18 protein-coding genes and 1 tRNA gene are annotated in these 20,049 nt (G+C 57.3%); 13 read left to right on the top strand and 6 right to left on the bottom strand.

The annotated features are described in order from the left end of the window. Positions 1 to 19 precede the first annotated feature (19 nt). From ACSBQV_RS16080 to ACSBQV_RS16040, 9 genes are all read left to right on the top strand, one after another. Positions 20 to 2,560 carry an outer membrane usher protein gene (locus tag ACSBQV_RS16080; protein WP_099783334.1) on the top strand — a complete coding sequence of 847 codons (2,541 nt, stop codon included), beginning with the start codon at positions 20 to 22 and terminating at the stop codon, positions 2,558 to 2,560. Positions 2,561 to 2,574: 14 nt separating this feature from the next. Continuing rightward, complete coding sequence (locus tag ACSBQV_RS16075; protein ID WP_099783332.1) at positions 2,575 to 3,318, top strand: fimbria/pilus periplasmic chaperone; 744 nt, start codon at positions 2,575 to 2,577, stop codon at positions 3,316 to 3,318. Positions 3,319 to 3,351: 33 nt separating this feature from the next. Next, positions 3,352 to 4,008 (top strand): fimbrial protein, encoded by a 657-nt coding sequence (locus ACSBQV_RS16070; RefSeq protein WP_099783330.1) that lies wholly within the window; start codon positions 3,352 to 3,354, stop codon positions 4,006 to 4,008. A gap of 29 nt (positions 4,009 to 4,037) precedes the next feature. Continuing rightward, positions 4,038 to 4,580: a fimbrial protein gene (locus ACSBQV_RS16065; protein WP_373275120.1), complete on the top strand. Its 543-nt coding sequence runs from the start codon at positions 4,038 to 4,040 to the stop codon at positions 4,578 to 4,580. Positions 4,581 to 5,066: 486 nt separating this feature from the next. Continuing rightward, positions 5,067 to 5,612, top strand: a complete 546-nt coding sequence (locus ACSBQV_RS16060) for a fimbrial protein (RefSeq protein ID WP_232094799.1) — start codon at positions 5,067 to 5,069, stop codon at positions 5,610 to 5,612. 34 nt (positions 5,613 to 5,646) lie between these two features. After that, the gene (locus ACSBQV_RS16055; RefSeq protein ID WP_232094800.1) at positions 5,647 to 6,159 is read left to right on the top strand and encodes a fimbrial protein; all 513 of its coding nucleotides are present in this window, start codon (positions 5,647 to 5,649) and stop codon (positions 6,157 to 6,159) included. 90 nt (positions 6,160 to 6,249) lie between these two features. Then, positions 6,250 to 7,215 carry a fimbrial protein gene (locus tag ACSBQV_RS16050; protein ID WP_241900230.1) on the top strand — a complete coding sequence of 322 codons (966 nt, stop codon included), beginning with the start codon at positions 6,250 to 6,252 and terminating at the stop codon, positions 7,213 to 7,215. Between the two features lie 247 nt (positions 7,216 to 7,462). Further along, complete coding sequence (locus ACSBQV_RS16045; RefSeq protein ID WP_099783324.1) at positions 7,463 to 8,008, top strand: response regulator transcription factor; 546 nt, start codon at positions 7,463 to 7,465, stop codon at positions 8,006 to 8,008. Between the two features lie 143 nt (positions 8,009 to 8,151). Beyond that, on the top strand, positions 8,152 to 8,421 hold the full coding sequence (locus ACSBQV_RS16040; RefSeq protein WP_099816218.1) for a hypothetical protein: 270 nt from the start codon (positions 8,152 to 8,154) through the stop codon (positions 8,419 to 8,421). A gap of 663 nt (positions 8,422 to 9,084) precedes the next feature. Here the strand turns inward: ACSBQV_RS16040 and ACSBQV_RS16035 are convergent. The 6 genes from ACSBQV_RS16035 to aspA form a co-directional block, all read right to left on the bottom strand. Then, positions 9,085 to 9,160 (bottom strand) — tRNA-Phe (locus ACSBQV_RS16035). A 160-nt stretch (positions 9,161 to 9,320) separates the two neighbouring features. Then, complete coding sequence (gene dicD, locus ACSBQV_RS16030) at positions 9,321 to 9,896, bottom strand: division control transcriptional repressor DicD (protein WP_063991643.1); 576 nt, start codon at positions 9,894 to 9,896, stop codon at positions 9,321 to 9,323. A gap of 39 nt (positions 9,897 to 9,935) precedes the next feature. Beyond that, positions 9,936 to 11,660 (bottom strand): protein-disulfide reductase DsbD, encoded by a 1,725-nt coding sequence (locus tag ACSBQV_RS16025; protein WP_099783320.1) that lies wholly within the window; start codon positions 11,658 to 11,660, stop codon positions 9,936 to 9,938. Further along, positions 11,636 to 11,959, bottom strand: a complete 324-nt coding sequence (cutA, locus tag ACSBQV_RS16020; RefSeq protein ID WP_004929657.1) for a divalent cation tolerance protein CutA — start codon at positions 11,957 to 11,959, stop codon at positions 11,636 to 11,638. The genes ACSBQV_RS16025 and cutA overlap by 25 nt, the downstream gene beginning before the upstream one ends. A 109-nt stretch (positions 11,960 to 12,068) precedes the next feature. After that, entirely contained in the window at positions 12,069 to 13,370 is a 1,302-nt protein-coding gene (locus ACSBQV_RS16015; RefSeq protein ID WP_033641606.1) for an anaerobic C4-dicarboxylate transporter, read from the bottom strand. A 125-nt stretch (positions 13,371 to 13,495) separates the two neighbouring features. Next, positions 13,496 to 14,932: an aspartate ammonia-lyase gene (gene aspA / locus ACSBQV_RS16010; RefSeq protein WP_004929659.1), complete on the bottom strand. Its 1,437-nt coding sequence runs from the start codon at positions 14,930 to 14,932 to the stop codon at positions 13,496 to 13,498. Between the two features lie 369 nt (positions 14,933 to 15,301). Here aspA and ACSBQV_RS16005 point away from each other — a divergent pair, with 369 nt between their 5' ends. The 4 genes from ACSBQV_RS16005 (at position 15,302) to ACSBQV_RS15990 (ending at position 19,815) form a co-directional block, all read left to right on the top strand. Then, complete coding sequence (locus tag ACSBQV_RS16005) at positions 15,302 to 15,790, top strand: FxsA family protein (protein WP_004929660.1); 489 nt, start codon at positions 15,302 to 15,304, stop codon at positions 15,788 to 15,790. A 189-nt stretch (positions 15,791 to 15,979) separates the two neighbouring features. Beyond that, a complete protein-coding gene (locus ACSBQV_RS16000) occupies positions 15,980 to 16,273 on the top strand; it encodes a co-chaperone GroES (protein WP_004929661.1) in 294 nt (97 codons plus the stop codon). Positions 16,274 to 16,317: 44 nt separating this feature from the next. Next, the gene (groL, locus tag ACSBQV_RS15995; protein ID WP_004929662.1) at positions 16,318 to 17,964 is read left to right on the top strand and encodes a chaperonin GroEL; all 1,647 of its coding nucleotides are present in this window, start codon (positions 16,318 to 16,320) and stop codon (positions 17,962 to 17,964) included. A gap of 225 nt (positions 17,965 to 18,189) precedes the next feature. Beyond that, the gene (locus ACSBQV_RS15990) at positions 18,190 to 19,815 is read left to right on the top strand and encodes a methyl-accepting chemotaxis protein (protein WP_099783318.1); all 1,626 of its coding nucleotides are present in this window, start codon (positions 18,190 to 18,192) and stop codon (positions 19,813 to 19,815) included. Positions 19,816 to 20,049 lie beyond the last annotated feature (234 nt).

Here is a 20,049-nt window from a genome sequence, read left to right as displayed (position 1 = left end):
GATTATAGGGTTGTGGACAATGATGTTTTTGCCTGCTGGGAAGCCGTTTCGTTTACATATTTTAAGTGCGTGCGTGGCCTTGGTCTTAGGGTCTCTGGCGTCCAATGCGGACGCGGTGGAAGAGATCCAGTTCAATACCGATGTGCTGGACGTGAACGATCGCAAAAACATAGACCTGAGCCAGTTTTCGCGCGGCGGGTACATCATGCCCGGCAGTTACAGCATGGTGGTGCACGTGAATAAAAGCGATCTGTCGGAACAACCGGTCGCGTTTTATGCGCCGGACGACGATCGGAACGGCAGCCGCGCCTGCCTGGCGCCGGCACTGGTGGAGCAGCTCGGCCTCAAAGAAGAGATGCGCAAAAAACTGAACTGGTGGCACCAGGGGGAATGCCTGGACGAAACCAGCCTGCCGGGCATGGAAGCGCGCGGCGATCTGGCCAGCTCGGCGCTGTATCTGAGTATTCCGCAGGCGTACCTGGACTATGTTTCGGATGACTGGGATCCGCCGGCGCGCTGGGACGAAGGCATTCCGGGCGTGCTGCTCGATTACAACCTCAATATGCAGACTCAGAAGCAGCTGCGCTACGGCACGCGCAGTGACAGCGTCAGCGGTAATGGGACGGCGGGCGCCAACCTGGGCGCCTGGCGGCTGCGTGCCGATTGGCAGGCGAATTTCAATCGCCAAACCGGCACAGGACAGGGAACGGAAAAGCGCCTGGACTGGAGCCGTTACTATGCCTATCGGGCGGTGTCGGCCCTGCGTGCCAAGTTGACCGTCGGCGAGGATTATCTCGATTCCGGGCTGTTCGACAGTTTCCGCTTTGGCGGGGTGAGTTTGCGTTCCGACGACAACATGCTGCCGCCCAACCTGCGCGGCTATGCGCCGGAGGTGACCGGCGTGGCGAAAAGCAACGCGAAAGTGACTATCAGCCAGCAGGGGCGGGTGCTGTACGAAACCACGGTGGCGGCGGGGCCGTTCCGCATTCAGGACCTGAACGACGCAGTCTCCGGCGATCTGGACGTGAGGGTGGAAGAGCAGGACGGCAGCGTGCAGGAGTTCAAGATGAACACCGCCAGCATACCGTACCTGACGCGCCCCGGCTCGGTGCGTTACAAGCTGGCGGCGGGCAAGCCGTCGGATATGGATCACCGCTACCGTGGGCCGCTGTTCGGCACCGGCGAGTTTTCCTGGGGGATCAGCAACGGCTGGTCGTTGTACGGCGGCGCGTTGCTGGGCGGCGACTATAACGCGCTGGCGATGGGGATCGGGCGCGATCTGATGCTGTTGGGGGCGTTGTCTTTCGACGTCACCCAATCGCGCGCCAAACTGCCCTACAGTGGCGAGACGCTGAGTGGCGCTTCGTATCGCCTCAGCTACTCGAAAAGCTTCGACGAGTTGGACAGCCAGGTGACCTTCGCCGGCTACCGCTTCTCAGAGCAGAACTTTATGAGCATGAGCGAGTACCTGGAGGCGCGGGAGTATGGACGGCGCTTCGGTAACAGCAAGGAGATGTACACCATCACCTACAACCAGCAGCTGCGCGATCTGGGGTTGAGCGCCTATCTCAACTATAACCACCAGACCTACTGGGATCGGCCGGCCAACGATCGCTATAGCCTGACGCTGTCGCGCTATTTCGACCTCGGCCGCTTCAAGAGTCTGAGTTTGTCGCTGTCGGCCTATCGCAACCGCTACAACGAGCGCAACGACGATGGTGCTTATCTCTCGCTGTCGGTGCCCTGGGGGCGCGGTGCCACGCTGAGCTACAACGCCACGCTGGATCGCAACGACAGTAGCCATCGGGTGGGATATTACGATCGCATTGACGATCGCAGCAATTACCAAATCAACGCCGGCGGCTCGCGCAGCGGCGCGAGCCTGAGCGGCTATTACAACCGCGACGGCGATCTGGCGCGCATGAGCGCCAACGCCAGCTATCAGCAGGACCGGTACAGCGCGTTCGGTTTGTCGGCGCAGGGGGGGATGACGCTGACCGCCGAGGGCGGCGCGTTGCATCGCAGCAATATGGCGGGGGGGACCCGCCTGCTGCTGGACACCGAAGGGGTGGCCGGGGTGCCGGTGCGCGGCTATGGCAGCGCCATCGCCACCAACCGCTGGGGCAAGGCGGTGGTGGTGGACGTCAACAGTTACTACCGCAATAAGGCCAGCATCGATTTGGACAAACTGAGCGACAGCACCGAAGCCACCAAATCGGTGGTGCAGGCGACCCTGACCGAAGGGGCTATCGGCTATCGCAAGTTTGAAGTGATCGCGGGGGAGAAGGCAATGGCGGTCATTAAATTGGCGGACGGCAGCGAACCGCCGTTCGGCGCCACGGTGCTGAACGCCCGCAAACAGGAGACCGGCATCGTCAACGACGGCGGCAGCGTTTATCTGAGCGGCATCAACGCCGGCGAAAGCATGACGGTGCACTGGAACGGCGCGGCGCAGTGCCGGGTGCAGATGCCGACGCCGCTACCGGCGGAGATGCTGACCACCAATTTACTGCTGCCGTGCCGGGCGCTGAGCGCGGGTGATGGCGGCAATGAACACTGAATTGAGGAGTTTTTATGATGAGCAAACGTAACGTTATCGGCCTGCTGGTCACCACTTCGCTGTTGGCCCCAGTGGCGAATGCCGCTATCGCGCTGGACCGCACCCGGGTGATTTTCGACGGCGGCGTGCAGTCGGTGAGCCTGAGCGTCAGCAACCAGAACAAGCAGTTGCCTTATCTGGCGCAGGGCTGGCTGGAAGATGAACAGGGCAACAAGATCCAGAGCCCGCTGACGGTATTGCCGCCGGTGCAGCGCATCGAGCCGGGTAAGCCGAGCCAGGTGAAGATCCAGGCATTGCCGGCGGCCAAGCTACTGCCGCAGGACAGGGAAACGCTGTATTACTTCAACCTGCGGGAGATCCCGCCGAAGAGCAACAAACCGAATTCGCTGCAGCTTGCGTTGCAGACGCGCATCAAGCTGTTCTACCGCCCGGCGGCGATCGCCCCGGAGCGCAACGCGGCGCCGTGGCAGGAGCAGCTGACGCTGAGCAAGCAGGGTGACAAGTACATCGTCAATAACCCGACGCCGTATTACGTCACGATTATTGATGCCGCGACGCGCAAAGGTGTGGAAGGCGCCAAAGGGTTCGAGCCGTTTATGGTACCGCCGAAGGGCAACACGCCGCTGACGGTGAGCGCGGGCAGCGTGGGGAACAGCCCGGTGCTGACCTATATCAACGACTACGGCGGCCGGCCACAGCTGAGCTTCAGCTGCAGCGGCAGCACCTGCACGGTGGTGCCGGAGAAGACGGCGTCGTAATCCGGCGTTGAACCAGAGTTAAGGAGAAAGGGAATGGCAGGGTGCGACGCGAAACAGGGCGAGTGGCGACAGGCGATGAGCGAGCTGCGCTATTACAGTGTGCTGGCCGGGCTGGCAATGATGGCGCCGCTCAGCCTGGCCACCTTGCTGTGGTTGTTGCCTGCCGCGCAGGCGGTCGATAACTGGGACGTCGAGGGGGCCAACGGCGTGCTGTATGTAGAAGGGAGCCTGACCGAAAGCGCCTGCCGGCTGGAGATGGACAGCGCCCGCCAGGATATCCGCTTGGCGGATGTTGCCACCGGGCAGCTGGCGCAGGCCGGTGAGCGTGGCACGCCGGTGGCGTTTGAGCTGCGGCTGCGCGACTGCCTGCGCAGCCCGGCGAGGAGCCGGGACGAACGCACGGGGGCGCTGAGCTGGATGCCGGATCAACCGGCGGTACGGGTGAGTTTTCGCGCACCGGCCGATGCGGATAACCCGCAGTTGGTGAAGGCCAGGGGCGTGTCCGGCCTGGGACTGCGGATACTCGACGGCCATGGGCGCGATGTGCGGCTGGGTAGCCGTGGTGAACCGCTGTGGCTGCTGCCGGGCAGCAATGCGCTGAGTTATAAGGTAGCGCCAGAGCGCACCGCCGCCCCGCTCAGGGCTGGTGGCTATCGGGCAGTGGTGGATTTCTATCTGAGCTACGACTGATCGATGGCGATGGTTAGCGGGAGAGGAAAATGACGGTGAGCTCGTACAAGGCTGTGTGCCGGCGTGCAATTGGCGTGATGCTATTGGCCGGGGTGAGCTGGGGCAGCATGGCGGCCGACAATCTGTACCTGCATGGCGCATTGGTGGCGGAGCCTTGCACGCTGCGCCCGGGCGACGAGGACATCAGCCTGGATTTCGGTTCGGTGATCGATAAATACCTGTATGCGCATGGCCGCACGGCGGGTAAAGCGTTCGCTTTAGTCCTGCAGGATTGCGATCTCAGCCTGGGGAAAACGGTGAAGGTTACCTTTACCGGCGCAGGGAGTGTCGCGTTGCCGGGGCTATTGGCGCCGGATGGCGGTAAACCCGCCGGGATTGCTTTGGGTATCGAGACGATGGCAGGCGCGCCGGTGGCGCTGAATAAACCCGGCAAGGGGTATGCGCTGGCCCAGGGCAACAACAGTCTGCAACTGCAGGTGTATGTCCAGGGGGAGCCGACGGCGATCGCGCAAAAGAGCATCGGCCTCGGCACCTTTTCTGCGGTAGCGACCTTTAGCCTGGAATATGAATGAGTGGATACGAAGCATGGCGGAGTGAGTCACGATCGTTTTACCCGTCGGGGATGGGCAACGGCGTGCCGAACTGTGTTGTTACGCGATGCTGGACGGGTTGGCGCTGATGGCACCGCTAAGCCTGACCGCCCTGCTGTGGCTGCAGCCGGCGGTGCGGCTCGGCTTCATGGCTGTTGCCGACGCGGAGAACCCACAGCTGGTGAAGGTGGCGGGGCGGGGTTTGGTCTGCGGCTGTTGGACTCCTAGGACGGGATGCGTGTTTGGAGAGCCGGGGAGCGCCGTTGTGGATAGCTCCACCGGGCACGGATGTTTTAACCTACACCATCACTCCTGAACGCACATCTGCTCCATTACAATCGGGCGCCTGTCAAGCGGTAGTGGATTTCAATCTCAGTTACGATTAAGACCCGATGGATAGTCGATCAGACAGACTTTATTGAGCGTGATAGCCCACACCTGGCGCTGAATTGACTACGGGGAACTTTCTTGGCAGCGGCGATTTCATCGGCTTGTGTGATGAAAGCAAGGATAATTACTATGGGAAGGCGGAAAAGAGTGAAGCTTGTGATAATGGGGATGTTGGCACTGTCTGCTATGTCTATCAACGTCAGGGCTGATACCGATATCTATTTCAGCGGGACCGTTACTGCGCCGATGCCTTGCACGATTAACGGTAAGCAAAAGATAGAAACCAATTTCGGCAACGATATGATAACCACTCAGGTGGACGGTATTCGCTATTTAAGAACGGTTAATTACAATCTAGCATGTAACAATCAAAGTTCAAATGCACTCAGGTTGAAAGTACAAGGGAATGCGGCCAGTTTTAATCAGTATGCACTACAGACCAACATGAATGATTTAGGAATAGAGTTGCGTGCCGGCAACAAGCCGCTGGCGATTAACACGTGGTTTAACTTTAACTATTCTGATAAGCCAATATTACAGGCTGTACCGGTGAAACGCGCGAACAGCAATCTGCCCGCCGGCTCGTTTTCCGTTAATGCGACCTTGTTGGTGGACTACCAATAGCCGCTGTATTAAGCCGTCTTAAGGAGGATGAGTTATGAGCCTGAACAGGAGAGTAAGAATAGCAGTGTACCTGAGCCTTTTGCCCTCTCTTTTACTGTCGTTGGGGAGGGTTCATGCCATCGCTCAGGGGGAGATGGTTTTCTATGGCACGCTTAACAAACCTCCAGTTTGTATTATCAGCAATGGGCAAAAGATTGACATTGACTTCGGCGAAAAAGTAGGGGTGAATAAGGTTGATGGTAATAATTATCTGCAAAAAATTAATTACAGTTTACGTTGTGAGCCTGGCGTGGCGGGAATGGCGCTGGGGCTGATACTTTCCGGACCAGTGAGTGGTTTCGATAAGGCTGCATTGCAAACTAACATGCCTGATTTGGCCATTCGTCTCCAGTTTCAGGATGGTACGCCGTTTGAGCTTAATAAGCGTGTAGATATTACCGTGGCGAGCCCTCCGGAGTTATACGCGGTGCCGATAAAAAGACCGGGGAGAGAACTTAAATCAGGCACATTTAGCGTTACGGCGACATTGTTGGCCGACTATCTCTAACTTCAATAGTTTTTTAGACGTTAGCGCAAAATAATGAGTGCCTCTCCATCGTATTATTCGTGACGCATTGTCTCTATTAGGAGAAAGAAAGTGACTAAGCGCTTATATTACCCCTGTGTTGTATTGGTTTTTATATTGTTCTCCATGATGAAAGACGCGAGCGCCTTCACATGTAAAACATCCGATGGGGGGGTTATTCCTCCCGGAGGATCGCAGACACCAGTCACTGTAAAGGTGAATATTGGGCCAGATTTAAAGGCCGGAAAAAATAAAATAGCTGCTTTGTCTCAGATTACTTGTAAGAATGATGTGTCTAAGTGGACGGACTATTTAGAGCTCACTACTGTTTTTATACCACCCGCTACCACTAATGGCTTGATTGGAGGGGTGACGCTTGCTGGGGTCGATTATGACTTGGAACAGCCATCTATCAATAAGCGAGTACTGTCAGTTACTGGTCTTAACACCGTTAATGTTCCTATGGACTTATATATAAATATGAATAAGAAACCTAGTAGGGATATTCTTATTAAGACAGGGGACCTGGTTGCTCTTGTCAATTTCTATCAGACGAATGATCAGGCAGGTTGTCCTCAGTGCGGCCCATATCGTTGGCAGCTAATTGCTAATAATGATGCTTATTTTAGTACTACCACTTGCACCATTAATGGCGCTAAACAAATTAATGTTGACTTTGGACGGATAAGTCAAGACAGCTTTACAGAGAGTGCCAATAATGCAGTGATTAAAAAAGATCAAGAGCTTACATATCGGTGTGAGGATGCCACTGCGACTCAAGATATTCTTATTAGATTGGTTGGCGGAGCGAGTGTTTTCTCTCCAGAAGCAATAAAAACCACAAATAGCAACATAGGTGTGCTCATGATGTACAATGGGAAGGTAGTTAAGCCAAATGAAGCCTTTAGAACGAAAATTATAAATGGTGTAGGAAGCGACACTTTAACTTTTGTTCCGATCAAAAGCAAAAGCTCATCGACAAATATATCTACTGGGCCATTTTCAGGTTCTGCAACGTTAATATTCAGCGTGCCTTAATGAATTTTTAAAGGGGCTGGCTATTCATAGCGGTTGCTAGTAATTAACGATTTAAAATTATAAAGTTGAAGGTGGTTGCTGTTTTATAAATATTAATCCTCGGCGAACTGCTGTTTTAGCTGGTTCGGTTTTTGGGCGTCATGAATGTGAGCTACGGGTGTCTGGATTGTACTGGGGTAGAGGAATGTTCACGGAATGAATATTTTCAGCGTAATGAAAGAACAGTTCGCTTACGGAGAGGTAGATAATGAAACCGATGAATATCATTATCGATGACGAGAATCGTTATTTCGCTGCGGGCTTGCGCCTCAGCATCACAGAATATGCGCAGGCCAACAATAAGTCGGTGTGTTTTTTAACGCCTGGGAGCATAGAGTGCCCCGATATCGTGCTGACGTCGGTACGGCGTCGTGCTCAACGCTGGCGTCGGGCGGGGTATGGCGTGTCAACAGCGCCGATTGTCACGATTAAGGAAAGGCCGGTTAAATTCGTTGATGAAATCAGCCGTGTGCTCTACCGTTCGGACGATCAACACCGGCTGTTTGAGTTGCTGACTGAAACCTTGTCTGGCGTTCAATATTCAGTGAATGAGCGCCGCGCGTTGACCTCGCGTGAGCTCCAGGTGATGGGTTATATGCGCCACGGTTTTGATCAGTCGCAGGTTGCCAGAATTATGGGGGTGAGCGTTAAAACGGTGCATAGCCATAAGCGTTCTGTCATGGGCAAGTTAATGCTCTGCCGAAATCATGAGTTGCTGTATTGGCTTCTATCGCATGAGGGAGAATTCTCTTAACCGTGATGGGGTATATTATATTTTCTCTTGTCTGATATTTTATTTTCTGTTCACTTGCTGCTATCAATTTATCGTTTCCTTTAAATTGATGATGTGAATGCTATTGAGCATTATTACAAACCTATCATCAGGGAATGTATCTTATGAAACAGACTATCGCTTCGGCTATTGTGGCTGGCATTATACTAGCGGCGTCTCCGGTGCAGGCCGGGTTTAATGGTCAATCCGATGTGCAGGGTAATCAGGGCAATAATAACGTCGGGGTATGTATTGAAGGCAAAGGCCCTAATGCCGGGCAGTGTGTGGGTGAAATTAATGGTGTCTCCCGGCCCAAGGGCAAAGAACAGAGTGATTTAATCACGTCTATTTGCCAGTTGCCGTTTATGAAAAAATATGCCGCAATCTGCCAGTGATCATGGTTCGTATTAAAAAGCAGGGAGCTTTCCCTGCTTTTTTTGGTGCCCAAGTCGGGATGGGTTATTGAACTAGTCGGACTGATAATTCTTATAAATAATTCGGTTCTAATGTGATTAAGGTGAATTTATTCACCGAAATACATCCAAGGAAGGTCAAGTGAGCCTGTTTTTTCTGGCGGTATTTCTGTTTTTTTTGAGTCTCTATTCATTTTTGCAACATGCCAGGCGCATGAGAAAAAGGCGATTGACCCTGCAAGAATCGATAGTCGACAAAACGCTATGGCGATGGCTGAATGGGTAGCGCCGGCTCGGGGAAGCCCGTACCCCAGAAAGCGAAAAACCCGCCATAGGCGGGTTCTTCTGAATATGGTGCCCGGACTCGGACAACCGGCGCTGGCCCGCAGGGTGAGGCCCTTGGCCGAATCATCGAACGCAGTTCGATGGAGAGTCCGTACTCCAGAAAGCAAAAACCCAGCCATAGGCTGGGTTCTTCTGAATAGGGCACCCGGACTCGGACAACCGGCGCTGGCGCCGCGTTGAACAGCGCTTTAGCGCTGGCCCGCAGGGTGAGGCCTTTGGGCCGAATAATCGAACGCAGTTCGATGGAGAGTCCGTACTCCAGAAAGCAAAAACCCAGCCATAGGCTGGGTTCTCTAAATATGGTGCCCGGACTCGGAATCGAACCAAGGACACGGGGATTTTCAATCCCCTGCTCTACCGACTGAGCTATCCGGGCAACGGGCAGCATTAAACCGTATTGGCCGAAAGCCGTCAACGGCTTTATGCGTGAAAGACGCTAAAATGCGTCCGGTTGCTGGCTTTTCAGGCAAAGGGCGCAAAAAAAGCGCCTGTTCGCGTTATCGCCTTGGGTTGGCGGCGCCGCAAGCGCAGCTCGCCTAGCTCAGCGCCCCGTTGCGGCGGCACTGTGCCACCTGCAAGATGTCTTCCGCCAGCCGTTTGGCGACCGATACGTCCTGGAGCTGGCGTTTTACCAGCAGTTTGCTCAGGCAGCCTTCCTGAATCAATTCCATTTGATGCGCCACCATGTCGGCGTCGTCGGCGTCCATTTCGCGCAGCAGTTCGCGGGTCAGCTCCAGCGAGGTCAGCTTTTGCTGCTCCGCTAGCTGGTGGATCGGGTGATCCGTTTCCGGGAAGAAGCTGCAGGCGGCGATAAACAGGCAGCCGGGGTAGCGGTCTTGCTGCACGTATTCCGCCAGCACGTCATAACGCGCCAGGAGCTTTTGCTGCGGGCTCAGGTTTTCGTCCAGCAGCAGCTGGCGTCGCCAGGTGTCGATCTGTTGGCCGTGGTAGCGCAGGCAGTCGTACAGCAGCGCTTCGCGATCCGGCCAAAACCGCTTGAGATCGCCGGGCTGAACGTCGAGTTTTTCCGCCAGCATCTCTAATGTGGCGGTCGCCAGGCCCTGTTGTTCCAACAGGCCCAGCGCGGTATCAAGGACGTGTTCACGTTGCACTTGTGCTTCCTCCCATTCGCTTCCGATCTTCAGTGTCAGTTATCGCATCACTTTCTGCAAATGCGCGTTGAAGGCTTCCGCCTTCATAAAACCCGTGACCCGCTCGGCCGTCAGCTCGCGGCCCGCCGGATCGAAGAACAGGATCGTCGGCAGCCCCAGCACCTGCAGGTGCTTCAGCAGCGCCGCCTGTTCGGCGTTGTTGGCGGTGACGTCCGCCTGCAGCAGCACCGCGTTGGCCAGGCTCGCCTGCACTGCGGCGTCGCTGAAGGTATATTTTTCGAACTCTTTACAGGCCACGCACCAGTCGGCGTACAGATCCAGCATCACCGGCTTGCCCCGCGCCTGTTGCAGCGCCTGATCGAGCTGTTCGACGTTGCTGATGCGGGTAAAGGCCAGGTGCGGTTGAGCCGCCTGCTGCGCCTGGTCGGCGCCGAAAGCCCAGTCCTGCAGCGGCCGTGCGGCGATCACCGCCGCCGCCAACAACAGCAGTTGCAGGGCGCGCGCCCAGCCGCGTGCGCTCCTCAGGCTCAGGGCGAAGGCCCAGCCGAAGAACGCCAGGCCGAGCAGGCTCCACAGGCGCAGGCCCCACAGATCGCCGATCACCCGCTCCAGCAGGAATACCGGCAGCGCCAGAATGACGAAGCCGAAGGCTTCTTTCACGTACTGCATCCACGGGCCGCTGCGCGGCAGCAGGCGGTTGCCGAACAGGGTGACGATCACCAGCGGAATGCCCATCCCCAGCGCGTACAGGTACAGCGTGCCGCCGCCGGCCCACAGATTGCCGCTCTGGGCGATATACAGCAGGATGGCGCTGAGTGGCGCGGTGGTGCAGGGGGAACAGATCAGCCCGGCCAGGGCGCCCATCAGGAACACGCCGGTCAGTGAGCCGCCGCGCTGGGTGTTGCTCCAGTTTGCCAGCCGGGTTTGCAGCGCCGAGGGCAACTGCAGGGAATAGAGGCCGAACATCGACAGCGCCAGCGCAATGAACAGCACCGACAGGCCAATCAGCACGTAAGGATGCTGCAGCGCCGCCTGGAACTGCAATCCGGCGGCGGCCACCACCAAGCCCAGCAGGGTGTAGGTGAGCGCCATGCCCTGCACGTAAACCACCGCCAGCGCCAGAATGCGGCCGCTGCTTTGCGGCCGGTCGCAGCCGAGGATGATGCCGGAGATCAGCGGGTACATCGGCAGCACGCACGGGGTGAAGGCGATGCCGATGCCGATCAGCAATGCCCACAGCGGGGAGAACGGCAGGCTGGCCGGTGTTGCGGATTGTTCGGCTGGCTCAGAGGCAGCGGCCGAGAGCGGCGCGGCTGCGGTGGCGCTGACCGCGTCCAGCGGGATGGTTCGGGTTTCCGGCGGGTAGCAGAAGCCTGCCTCGGCGCAGCCCTGATAGGTGACGCTCAGGCTGGCGTTGGCCGCCGCCTGTTGCAGCGGCACCTGCAGATTGAGCTGCTGCTTGAAAATCGCCACTTCGCCGAAGAACTCGTCTTTGTGGTTTAACCCTTCGGGCAGGGTAAAGGCGCCGAGCGTCGCCTGCTGCGGCACCAGTTTGATCTGCTGACGATACAGGTAATAGCCGGGGCGGATCTGCCAGTTCAGCGTCACCTGGCCGCCTTGCTGTTTGAAATCGAAGGCGAAGGCCTGATCGACGGGCACGAACTGGCTGCCGCCCTTCGGCGCGAACAGCGAAGCCTGCGCCGCCTGCGGCAGGAAGCACAGGCTGCACAGCAGCAAAATCAGTTTAATGAAGCGTTGATCCATAACAGGTAGTCTTTATCTCCGGCCATCACCGGCAAGACCAGCAGCTCAGGCGTCTGGTAAGGGTGATGTTGTTTCAGGGTGTCGAGCAGGGCTTGCTGACGGCGGCGATCGCTTTTGAACAGCATCTGCACTTCGTATTCCTGTTCCAGTTTCCCTTCCCAGTAATACAGCGAGGTGGCGCCGGGCAGCAGCGTGGCGCAGGCCGCCAGCTTATCGCCCAGGACCCGCGCCGCCAGTTCCTGGGCGCTGGCTTCATCGGGTGCGGTACAGAGTATGACGACAGCTTCGCAATCAGACATCTTCAGCCCTCTCATCGGTTCGAATGGGCACTATACCCTGAAGGCGGATTGGCTAGAAGGCGAGTTTATCGCCAGAAAGAAAACCGGGGCCGCAGCCCCGGTCGACGCCTTACAGCATGACGCTGCCGAGCAGGAAGCCGAATACCACCGCGAAAATCACGCCCATGGTGCCGGGAATGAAGAACGGGTGGTTGAACACGAAGCGGCCGATGCGCGTGGTGCCGGTATCGTCCATCTGCACCGCGGCGACTAATGTCGGGTAGGTCGGCAGGATGAACAGGCCGGAAACGGCGGCGAAGGAGGCGACGGCGGTCAGCGGCGACACGTTCAGCGCCAGCGCCATCGGCATCAGCGCCTTGGCGGTGGCGGCCTGCGAGTACAGCAGCGCCGAGCAGAAGAAGAAGATCACCGCCAGCAGCCACGGGTGCGCCTGAATGACGCTGCCGGCCGTCTCTTTGATCCAATCGATGTTGGCCTGGACGAAAGTATCGCCCAGCCAGGCGACGCCGAGGATACAGATACAGGCGCTCATGCCGGCCTTGAAGGTGCTGGAGTTCAGCACCATGTCGGTGTCGACGCGGCACAGCAGGGTGGTCAGCGTGGCGACGCTCAGCATGATGATCAGAATGGCGTTGGTGGTGTTCATCAGCGGCTTGGCCACCAGACCCAGGCCCGGGCTGTTGATGATGGCGTAGGCGACCACGCACAGCACGCCGAGCAGGAACAGCAGCACCGAGGTTTTGGCGCGTGGTTTGATCGCCAGCGCGTTGTTGCCGCGCAGGGTGATCAGGCCTTCTTCCAGGCGTTTCAGGTACACCGGATCGTTAGACAGCTTGGAATCGAACAGCCAGGTCACCAGCAGCGACATCAACAGCACCGCGCAGAAGGTGGACGGGATCACCACCATCAGCAGGTGCAGGTAGCTGACGCCATGGCCCTCCATCACCGAAGACATGTACACCACCGCGGCGGAGATTGGCGAGGCGGTGATGGCGATCTGGGCGGAGACCACGGCGGTCGACAGCGGGCGGCAAGGCTTGATGCCCTGTTCTTTCGCCACCTCGGCGATCACCGGCAGCGCCGAGAGCGAGATATTGCCGGTGCCGGCGAAGATGGTCAGGAAGTAGGTGACGATAGGGGCGAGAATGGTGATGTGCTTGGGGTTCTTGCGCAGCAGTTTTTCGGTCTGTTGCACCAGGTAGTCCATCCCCCCGGCGACCTGCATGGCAGAGATCGCCGCAATCACCGCCATGATGATGGAGATGACGTCGAAGGGAATATTGCCCGGTTTGACGCCGATCAGCGCCAGCGCCAATACGCCCAGTCCCCCCGCGAACCCGATACCGATACCGCCCAACCTGGCCCCTAAAAAGATGGCCAGCAGAACGATAACCAATTCTACGGCTAGCATAGTGTTTACTCCTTAAAATGAGAGAAATTGAAAATCAAACGTTAAAATTTTGTGGGCGCCTAAAAGTAAAAAGGCACGCTATCCAGAGGATTTAGCGTGCCTTTCAGGGCTACCGGGTAGGTCTGTTATTGTTCATTTTCATCCGTATAGCGTTTGGCTTTATAGGCCGGGTGCATCAGGTTCTCCACGGAGAAGATGTCATCCAGCTCGGCTTCGGTCAGCAGGCCGCGTTCCAGCACCACTTCGCGCACGCTCTTGCCGGTTTCGGCGCAGATCTTCCCGACGATGTCACCGTTATGGTGGCCGATGAACGGGTTCAGATAGGTGACGATACCGATCGAGTTGAAGACGTAGTGTTCGCAGACTTCTTTATTCGCGGTGATGCCGTTAATGCATTTTTCCAGCAGGTTGTAGCAGGCGTTGGTCAGGATGTGGATCGACTCGAACATTGCCTGGCCGATCACCGGTTCCATCACGTTCAGCTGCAGCTGGCCCGCTTCGGCCGCCATGGTAACGCAAGTGTCGTTGCCAATCACCTTGAAACACACCTGATTGACCACTTCCGGCACCACCGGGTTCACTTTGGCCGGCATGATGGACGATCCCGCCTGCAGCTCCGGCAGGTTGATTTCGTTCAGGCCGGCGCGCGGGCCGGAGGAGAGCAGGCGCAGGTCGTTACAGATTTTGGACAGTTTTACCGCCAGGCGTTTGAGCGCGCTGTGCACCATCACGTAGGCGCCGCAGTCGGAGGTGGCTTCGATCAGGTCTTCCGCCGGCACCACCGGCAGGCCGCTGACTTCCGCCAGTTTTTGCACCGCCAGCGGCTGGTAGCCTTCCGGGGTGTTGAGCGCGGTGCCGATGGCGGTGGCGCCGAGGTTCACTTCCAGCAGCAGCTCCGCGGTGCGGTGCAGGTTGCGGGTCTCTTCGTTCAGCAGCACACTGAAGGCGTGGAATTCCTGGCCGAGGGTCATCGGCACCGCGTCCTGCAGCTGGGTGCGGCCCATTTTCAGGATGGTTTCGAACTCTTTCGCCTTGCGATCGAAGCCTTCGCGCAGCTGGTTGATGGCGTCGATCAGTTTCTGGTTGGAGGCGTACACCGCGATGCGGAACCCGGTCGGGTAGGCGTCGTTGGTGGACTGGCATTTATTGAGGTGATCGTTCGGGTTCAGGTACTGGTATTCGCCTTTTTGATGGCCCATCAGCTCCAGGCCGATGTTCGCCAGCACTTCGTTGGTGTTCATGTTCAGCGAGGTGCCCGCGCCGCCCTGGAATACGTCCACCGGGAACTGATCCATGCACTTGCCTTTATCCAGCACCTCGTCGCAGGCCTGGATGATCACGTCGGCGATTTTGCGCGGGATGGTTTTGAGTTCTTTGTTGGCCATCGCCGCGGCCTTTTTCACCATCACCATGCCGCGAACGAACTCGGGGACATCGCTGATTTTGCTGTTGCTGATGTAGAAGTTTTCAATCGCACGCAGAGTGTGAACTCCGTAGTAAGCGTCTGCGGGGACTTCACGTGTTCCTAACAGGTCTTCTTCGATACGAATGTTGTTTGACATGAGAACCTTCTCTATGTGTTGCTGCCGAATTAATAATTTGTCAGGTCAAGGCTAGTAAGGGCACAGCCTAAATTAATATTGCCGAAGGCTTGGGGCGTGAAACGATTAACCAAATCGCCCGTAGCTGCCCAGATCATATGCTGGTTGGTAAGAAATGACTGAATCCAGATCACCTTATGGTGTTTAAGGATATGCCCTTTTTCGGTTCTGTGACTTCTTTCACGTTTGTGAACTTTAGCAATAAAAACCGGCTCTCGGTTGAAATGGTGGGGGGATGCCCTCATTGTAATAGTGTCGGCCGTTTACGGCCTCTTTTTTCGCGCCGTCGCCCCGTGGCGGCCGTGCCTTACCTACCGATAGGAGAACCAGGTGCGCTGGTTACCGCTACTGCTGATATTTCTGCTGGCTTACATAGAAATATCCATCTTTATCAAAGTCGCCGCCGTGCTCGGCGTGGCTGTCACCCTGCTGCTGGTGGTGTTCAGCTCCTGCGTCGGCATTTCGCTGGTGCGCAACCAGGGCATGAAAACCTTCGTGCAGATGCAGCAAAAACTGGCGGCCGGCGAAAGCCCGGCGGCGGAAATGGTGAAAAGCGTTTCGCTGGTGCTGGCGGGCTTCCTGCTGCTGATACCGGGCTTCTTCACCGATTTCCTCGGCCTGTTGCTGCTGCTGCCGCCGGTGCAAAAATCGCTGACGCTGAAACTGATGCCGCACCTGTCGGTGTATCGCCCCGGCGGTTGGACGGGCGGCGACGCCGCCAACGGCAATACCTTCGACGGCGAATTCCAGCGCAAGGACGATGAACGCCCGGTGCTGGAACACCGCCCGGACGAGGATCGCAAACCTCACGATCGTTAAGCAAACGCGGCTCTGGCCGCGTTTTTCATCTCTGCGGCACTCGTCGGACCAAAAATGCGAAATTTTTTTTGTTCGCCCCCTTGAAGGGGGCTGGAACGCCCCCATCTCAAATGCCACGAGGCCGGTAATAACAACCATCCGGTGTACAACCCTAAATCTGATAGAGACCTTCTTACAGGAGAGCGTTCAATGAGTATTCGTCCATTGCATGACCGCGTTATCGTCAAGCGCAAAGAAGTTGAATCAAAATCTGCTGGCGGCATCGTCCTGACTGGCTCTGCTGCGGGTAAATCCACTCGCGGTGAAGTGGTTGCAGTGGGTAAAGGGCGTGTGCTGGAAAACGGCAACATCCAACCGCTGGATGTGAAAGTTGGCGATATCGTGATTTTCAACGACGGCTACGGCGTGAAAGCAGAGAAGATCGACAATGAAGAAGTGTTGATCATGTCCGAAAGCGACATTCTGGCAATTGTTGAAGCGTAATTGCGCTTTATCTTCTGAACTGAACGAGTTGAAGGGAAATACCAATGGCAGCTAAAGACGTAAAATTCGGCAATGACGCTCGCGTGAAAATGCTCCGCGGCGTGAATGTTCTCGCTGATGCAGTAAAAGTGACCCTGGGCCCGAAAGGCCGTAACGTAGTGCTGGATAAATCTTTCGGCGCACCGACCATCACCAAAGACGGCGTTTCCGTTGCGCGTGAAATCGAACTGGAAGACAAGTTCGAGAACATGGGCGCACAGATGGTGAAAGAAGTGGCCTCCAAAGCGAACGACGCGGCGGGCGACGGCACCACCACTGCAACCGTACTGGCTCAATCCATCATCACCGAAGGCCTGAAAGCGGTTGCTGCAGGCATGAACCCGATGGATCTGAAGCGCGGCATCGACAAAGCGGTTGTCGCTGCGGTTGAAGAACTGAAAAAACTGTCCGTACCTTGCTCCGATTCCAAAGCTATCGCTCAGGTCGGCACCATCTCCGCCAACTCCGACGAAACCGTGGGTAAACTGATCGCGGAAGCGATGGAGAAAGTGGGCAAAGAAGGCGTCATCACCGTTGAAGAAGGCACCGGCCTGCAAGACGAGCTGGACGTGGTTGAAGGTATGCAGTTCGACCGCGGTTACCTGTCCCCATATTTCATCAACAAGCCGGAAACCGGTTCTGTTGAGCTGGAAAGCCCGTTCATCCTGCTGGCTGACAAGAAGATCTCCAACATCCGCGAAATGCTGCCGGTGCTGGAAGCCGTTGCCAAAGCAGGCAAACCGCTGCTGATCATCGCTGAAGACGTTGAAGGTGAAGCGCTGGCGACCCTGGTGGTCAACACCATGCGCGGCATCGTGAAAGTGGCTGCCGTTAAGGCGCCTGGCTTCGGCGACCGTCGTAAAGCCATGCTGCAGGACATCGCTACCCTGACTGCCGGTACCGTTATCTCTGAAGAGATCGGTCTGGAGCTGGAAAAAGCCACCCTGGAAGACCTGGGTCAGGCGAAACGCGTTGTCATCAACAAAGACACCACCATCATCATCGATGGCGTGGGCGACGAAGCGACCATCCAGGGCCGCGTTGCTCAAATTCGTCAGCAGATCGAAGAAGCGACCTCTGACTACGATCGTGAAAAACTGCAGGAGCGCGTAGCGAAACTGGCCGGCGGCGTTGCCGTTATCAAGGTTGGCGCAGCCACTGAAGTTGAAATGAAAGAGAAGAAAGCCCGCGTTGAAGACGCCCTGCACGCAACCCGCGCCGCAGTGGAAGAAGGCGTGGTTGCCGGCGGCGGCGTAGCGCTGATCCGCGTTGCAGGCAAAATCGCCGCGCTGAAAGGCGACAACGAAGACCAGAACGTGGGTATCAAAGTTGCGCTGCGCGCAATGGAAGCCCCTCTGCGTCAGATCGTGGTCAACGCCGGTGAAGAAGCTTCCGTTATCGCCAACCAGGTGAAAGCGGGCGAAGGCAGCTACGGCTACAACGCTTACTCTGAAGAATACGGCGACATGATCGCGATGGGTATCCTGGATCCAACCAAAGTGACCCGTTCTGCTCTGCAGTACGCGGCTTCCGTGGCTGGCCTGATGATCACCACCGAATGCATGGTCACCGACCTGCCGAAGGCTGACGCACCGGATCTGGGCGCAGCAGGCGGCATGGGTGGCATGGGCGGCATGGGCGGCATGATGTAATCATCCCCCACACGCTTGTGTGCTGAAAACCCCGGTCATTTGACCGGGGTTTTTTTTAGCTTAAAAATCAATAAAAAGAATGTTTATTTAGCTTGTTATTAGTTCACTGAATGAATTATTGCATTATTTTGCTTTTACCCTAAACCGTTGTCGTTTCGTACCGATATAGCCCTTACCGAGCGGGGAATTTCCCCTCGCCGGTGTGACTGTCAACGGAGACGACTTATGCTGAAAAATATGAAAATAGCCACCTGGCTGATGTTGATGCTGTTGCTGCTGGGCTTGATGCCCATGGGAACCGGCGCCATCGCCTTCTATTTCATGCAGCAAAACGGCCACAGCATCGACAGGATGAGCACCTTCTCCGACGAGGAAGCGGCGCTGAACCGCAGTTGGCGTGCTTTGCTGCAAACGCAGACGCTGATCGACAACATGGCGTTCGAGCGCTGGGCGCAGACCAGCAGAGCCGATATTCAACAGGGTATCGATGAGGCGCGCGGTGAGCTGCGCAGCGCCGACGTCGCGTTCAACCTGTTTTGGGAGACGCCGGGCCTGACGGTATCGCGCCCGGATCTGGGCGAGGCGATGAAAAAGGTCTACCTGGCGCAGCAGGCGGTGCTGAAGCAAGAACTGACGCTGTTGGCCGACACGCCGCAGGCGGCGCTGATCGAGCGGCTGCACGCCATGGCGGCAGAGAAGCGCCAGGTGCGCCAGCGGCTGGATAACCAGTTTGCCGACTACATGCGGGCCACGGTGGCTGCCCACCGTCTGGCAGTGGAAGAGGCGGAGCAGACCCAAAAAGTCTTCGCTCGCCTGCTAAGCGGCACCCTGGCGGCGATCCTGCTGCTGCTGGTCGCCGTGCAGCGTGATTTCCGCCGGCGCTTGATTCTGCCGCTGCGCCAGATCGCCGAACATTTGCAAAAGGTTGGGCGCGGCGATCTACGCAGCGAGATCGCGGTACGCAACAACAATGAGATCGGCATGCTGTTCGCCAGCCTACGCACGATGCAGCAGGAGCTGAGTGCCACCGTGCAGCAGGTGCGTGACGGCGTGGAGTCGATCAACCACGGTACGCACGAGATCGCCGTCGGCAACGCCGATCTCTCCAGCCGCACCGAAGAACAAGCCAGCGCGCTGACGGAAACCGCCGCCAGCATGGAGCAGATCACCGCCACGGTGCGGCAAAACGCCGATAACGCCACTCAGGCCGCCGGCATGGTCAATCAGACCGCCGCCATTGCCCGCAACGGCGAAACGCTGATGGCCAGCGCGGTCGACAAGATGCGGGCGATCAACGACAGCGCGCGTCAGGTGGGGGATATCACCAGCGTGATCGACGGCATCGCCTTCCAGACCAACATTCTGGCGCTGAACGCCGCCGTCGAGGCCGCGCGTGCCGGGGAGCAGGGGCGGGGTTTTGCGGTGGTAGCCGGCGAAGTGCGCAATCTGGCGCAGCGCTGCGCGACTTCGGCCAAGGAGATCAGCGGTCTGGTCGACGGCGTAACCGGCGATATCGCCGCCGGCGTGCGGCTGGTGGAACAGGCGGGCGAGACGATGAATGCCATCGTCGGCTCGGTGAACCAGGTGACGTCGCTGATGGATAACATCTCCTATGCGTCGGAAGAGCAAAGCAAAGGCGTCGAGCAGGTCGGGGTGGCGGTGACCCAGATGGATCAGGTGACCCAGCAGAACGCCGCGCTGGTGGAGGAGGTGGCGACCACCGCCGTCGGCGTGGAGGAACAGGCGGCCCTGCTGGCGCAGGCGGTGGCGGTATTCAAACTGGCGGAGGGGGAACCGCGCCAGGACGAAGAGCAGGCGCAGCCATCGGCGGCCGGTGCCGGTTGGGTATAACGCCGCCGCACTGTATTTGATGATATTTTTGCCGCCCGGGGCGATTTAGCTGGTAAACTGGTAAGTCATCAGCTGTCGCTCAAGACGTTGGCCCGCTCGCGTGGCAACGGATGCTTAAGAGATGGCATCGCTTTCTGATATACCCTATGAATTTCAAGTTGTAGCTAGGCGGCCAGCTCGTGAGTCCCCAGGCGCTTACTTGAGTAAGTAACTGGGGTGAGCTAGTGCAGTCAA

Origin of the sequence: Serratia sp. B501 (assembly GCF_051172315.1) — a bacterium.
In the GTDB taxonomy this organism is placed as follows: domain Bacteria; phylum Pseudomonadota; class Gammaproteobacteria; order Enterobacterales; family Enterobacteriaceae; genus Serratia; species Serratia ureilytica.
Note: the sequence above shows the minus strand (reverse complement) of the source record. Positions and strands in the feature narration are given on the sequence as shown.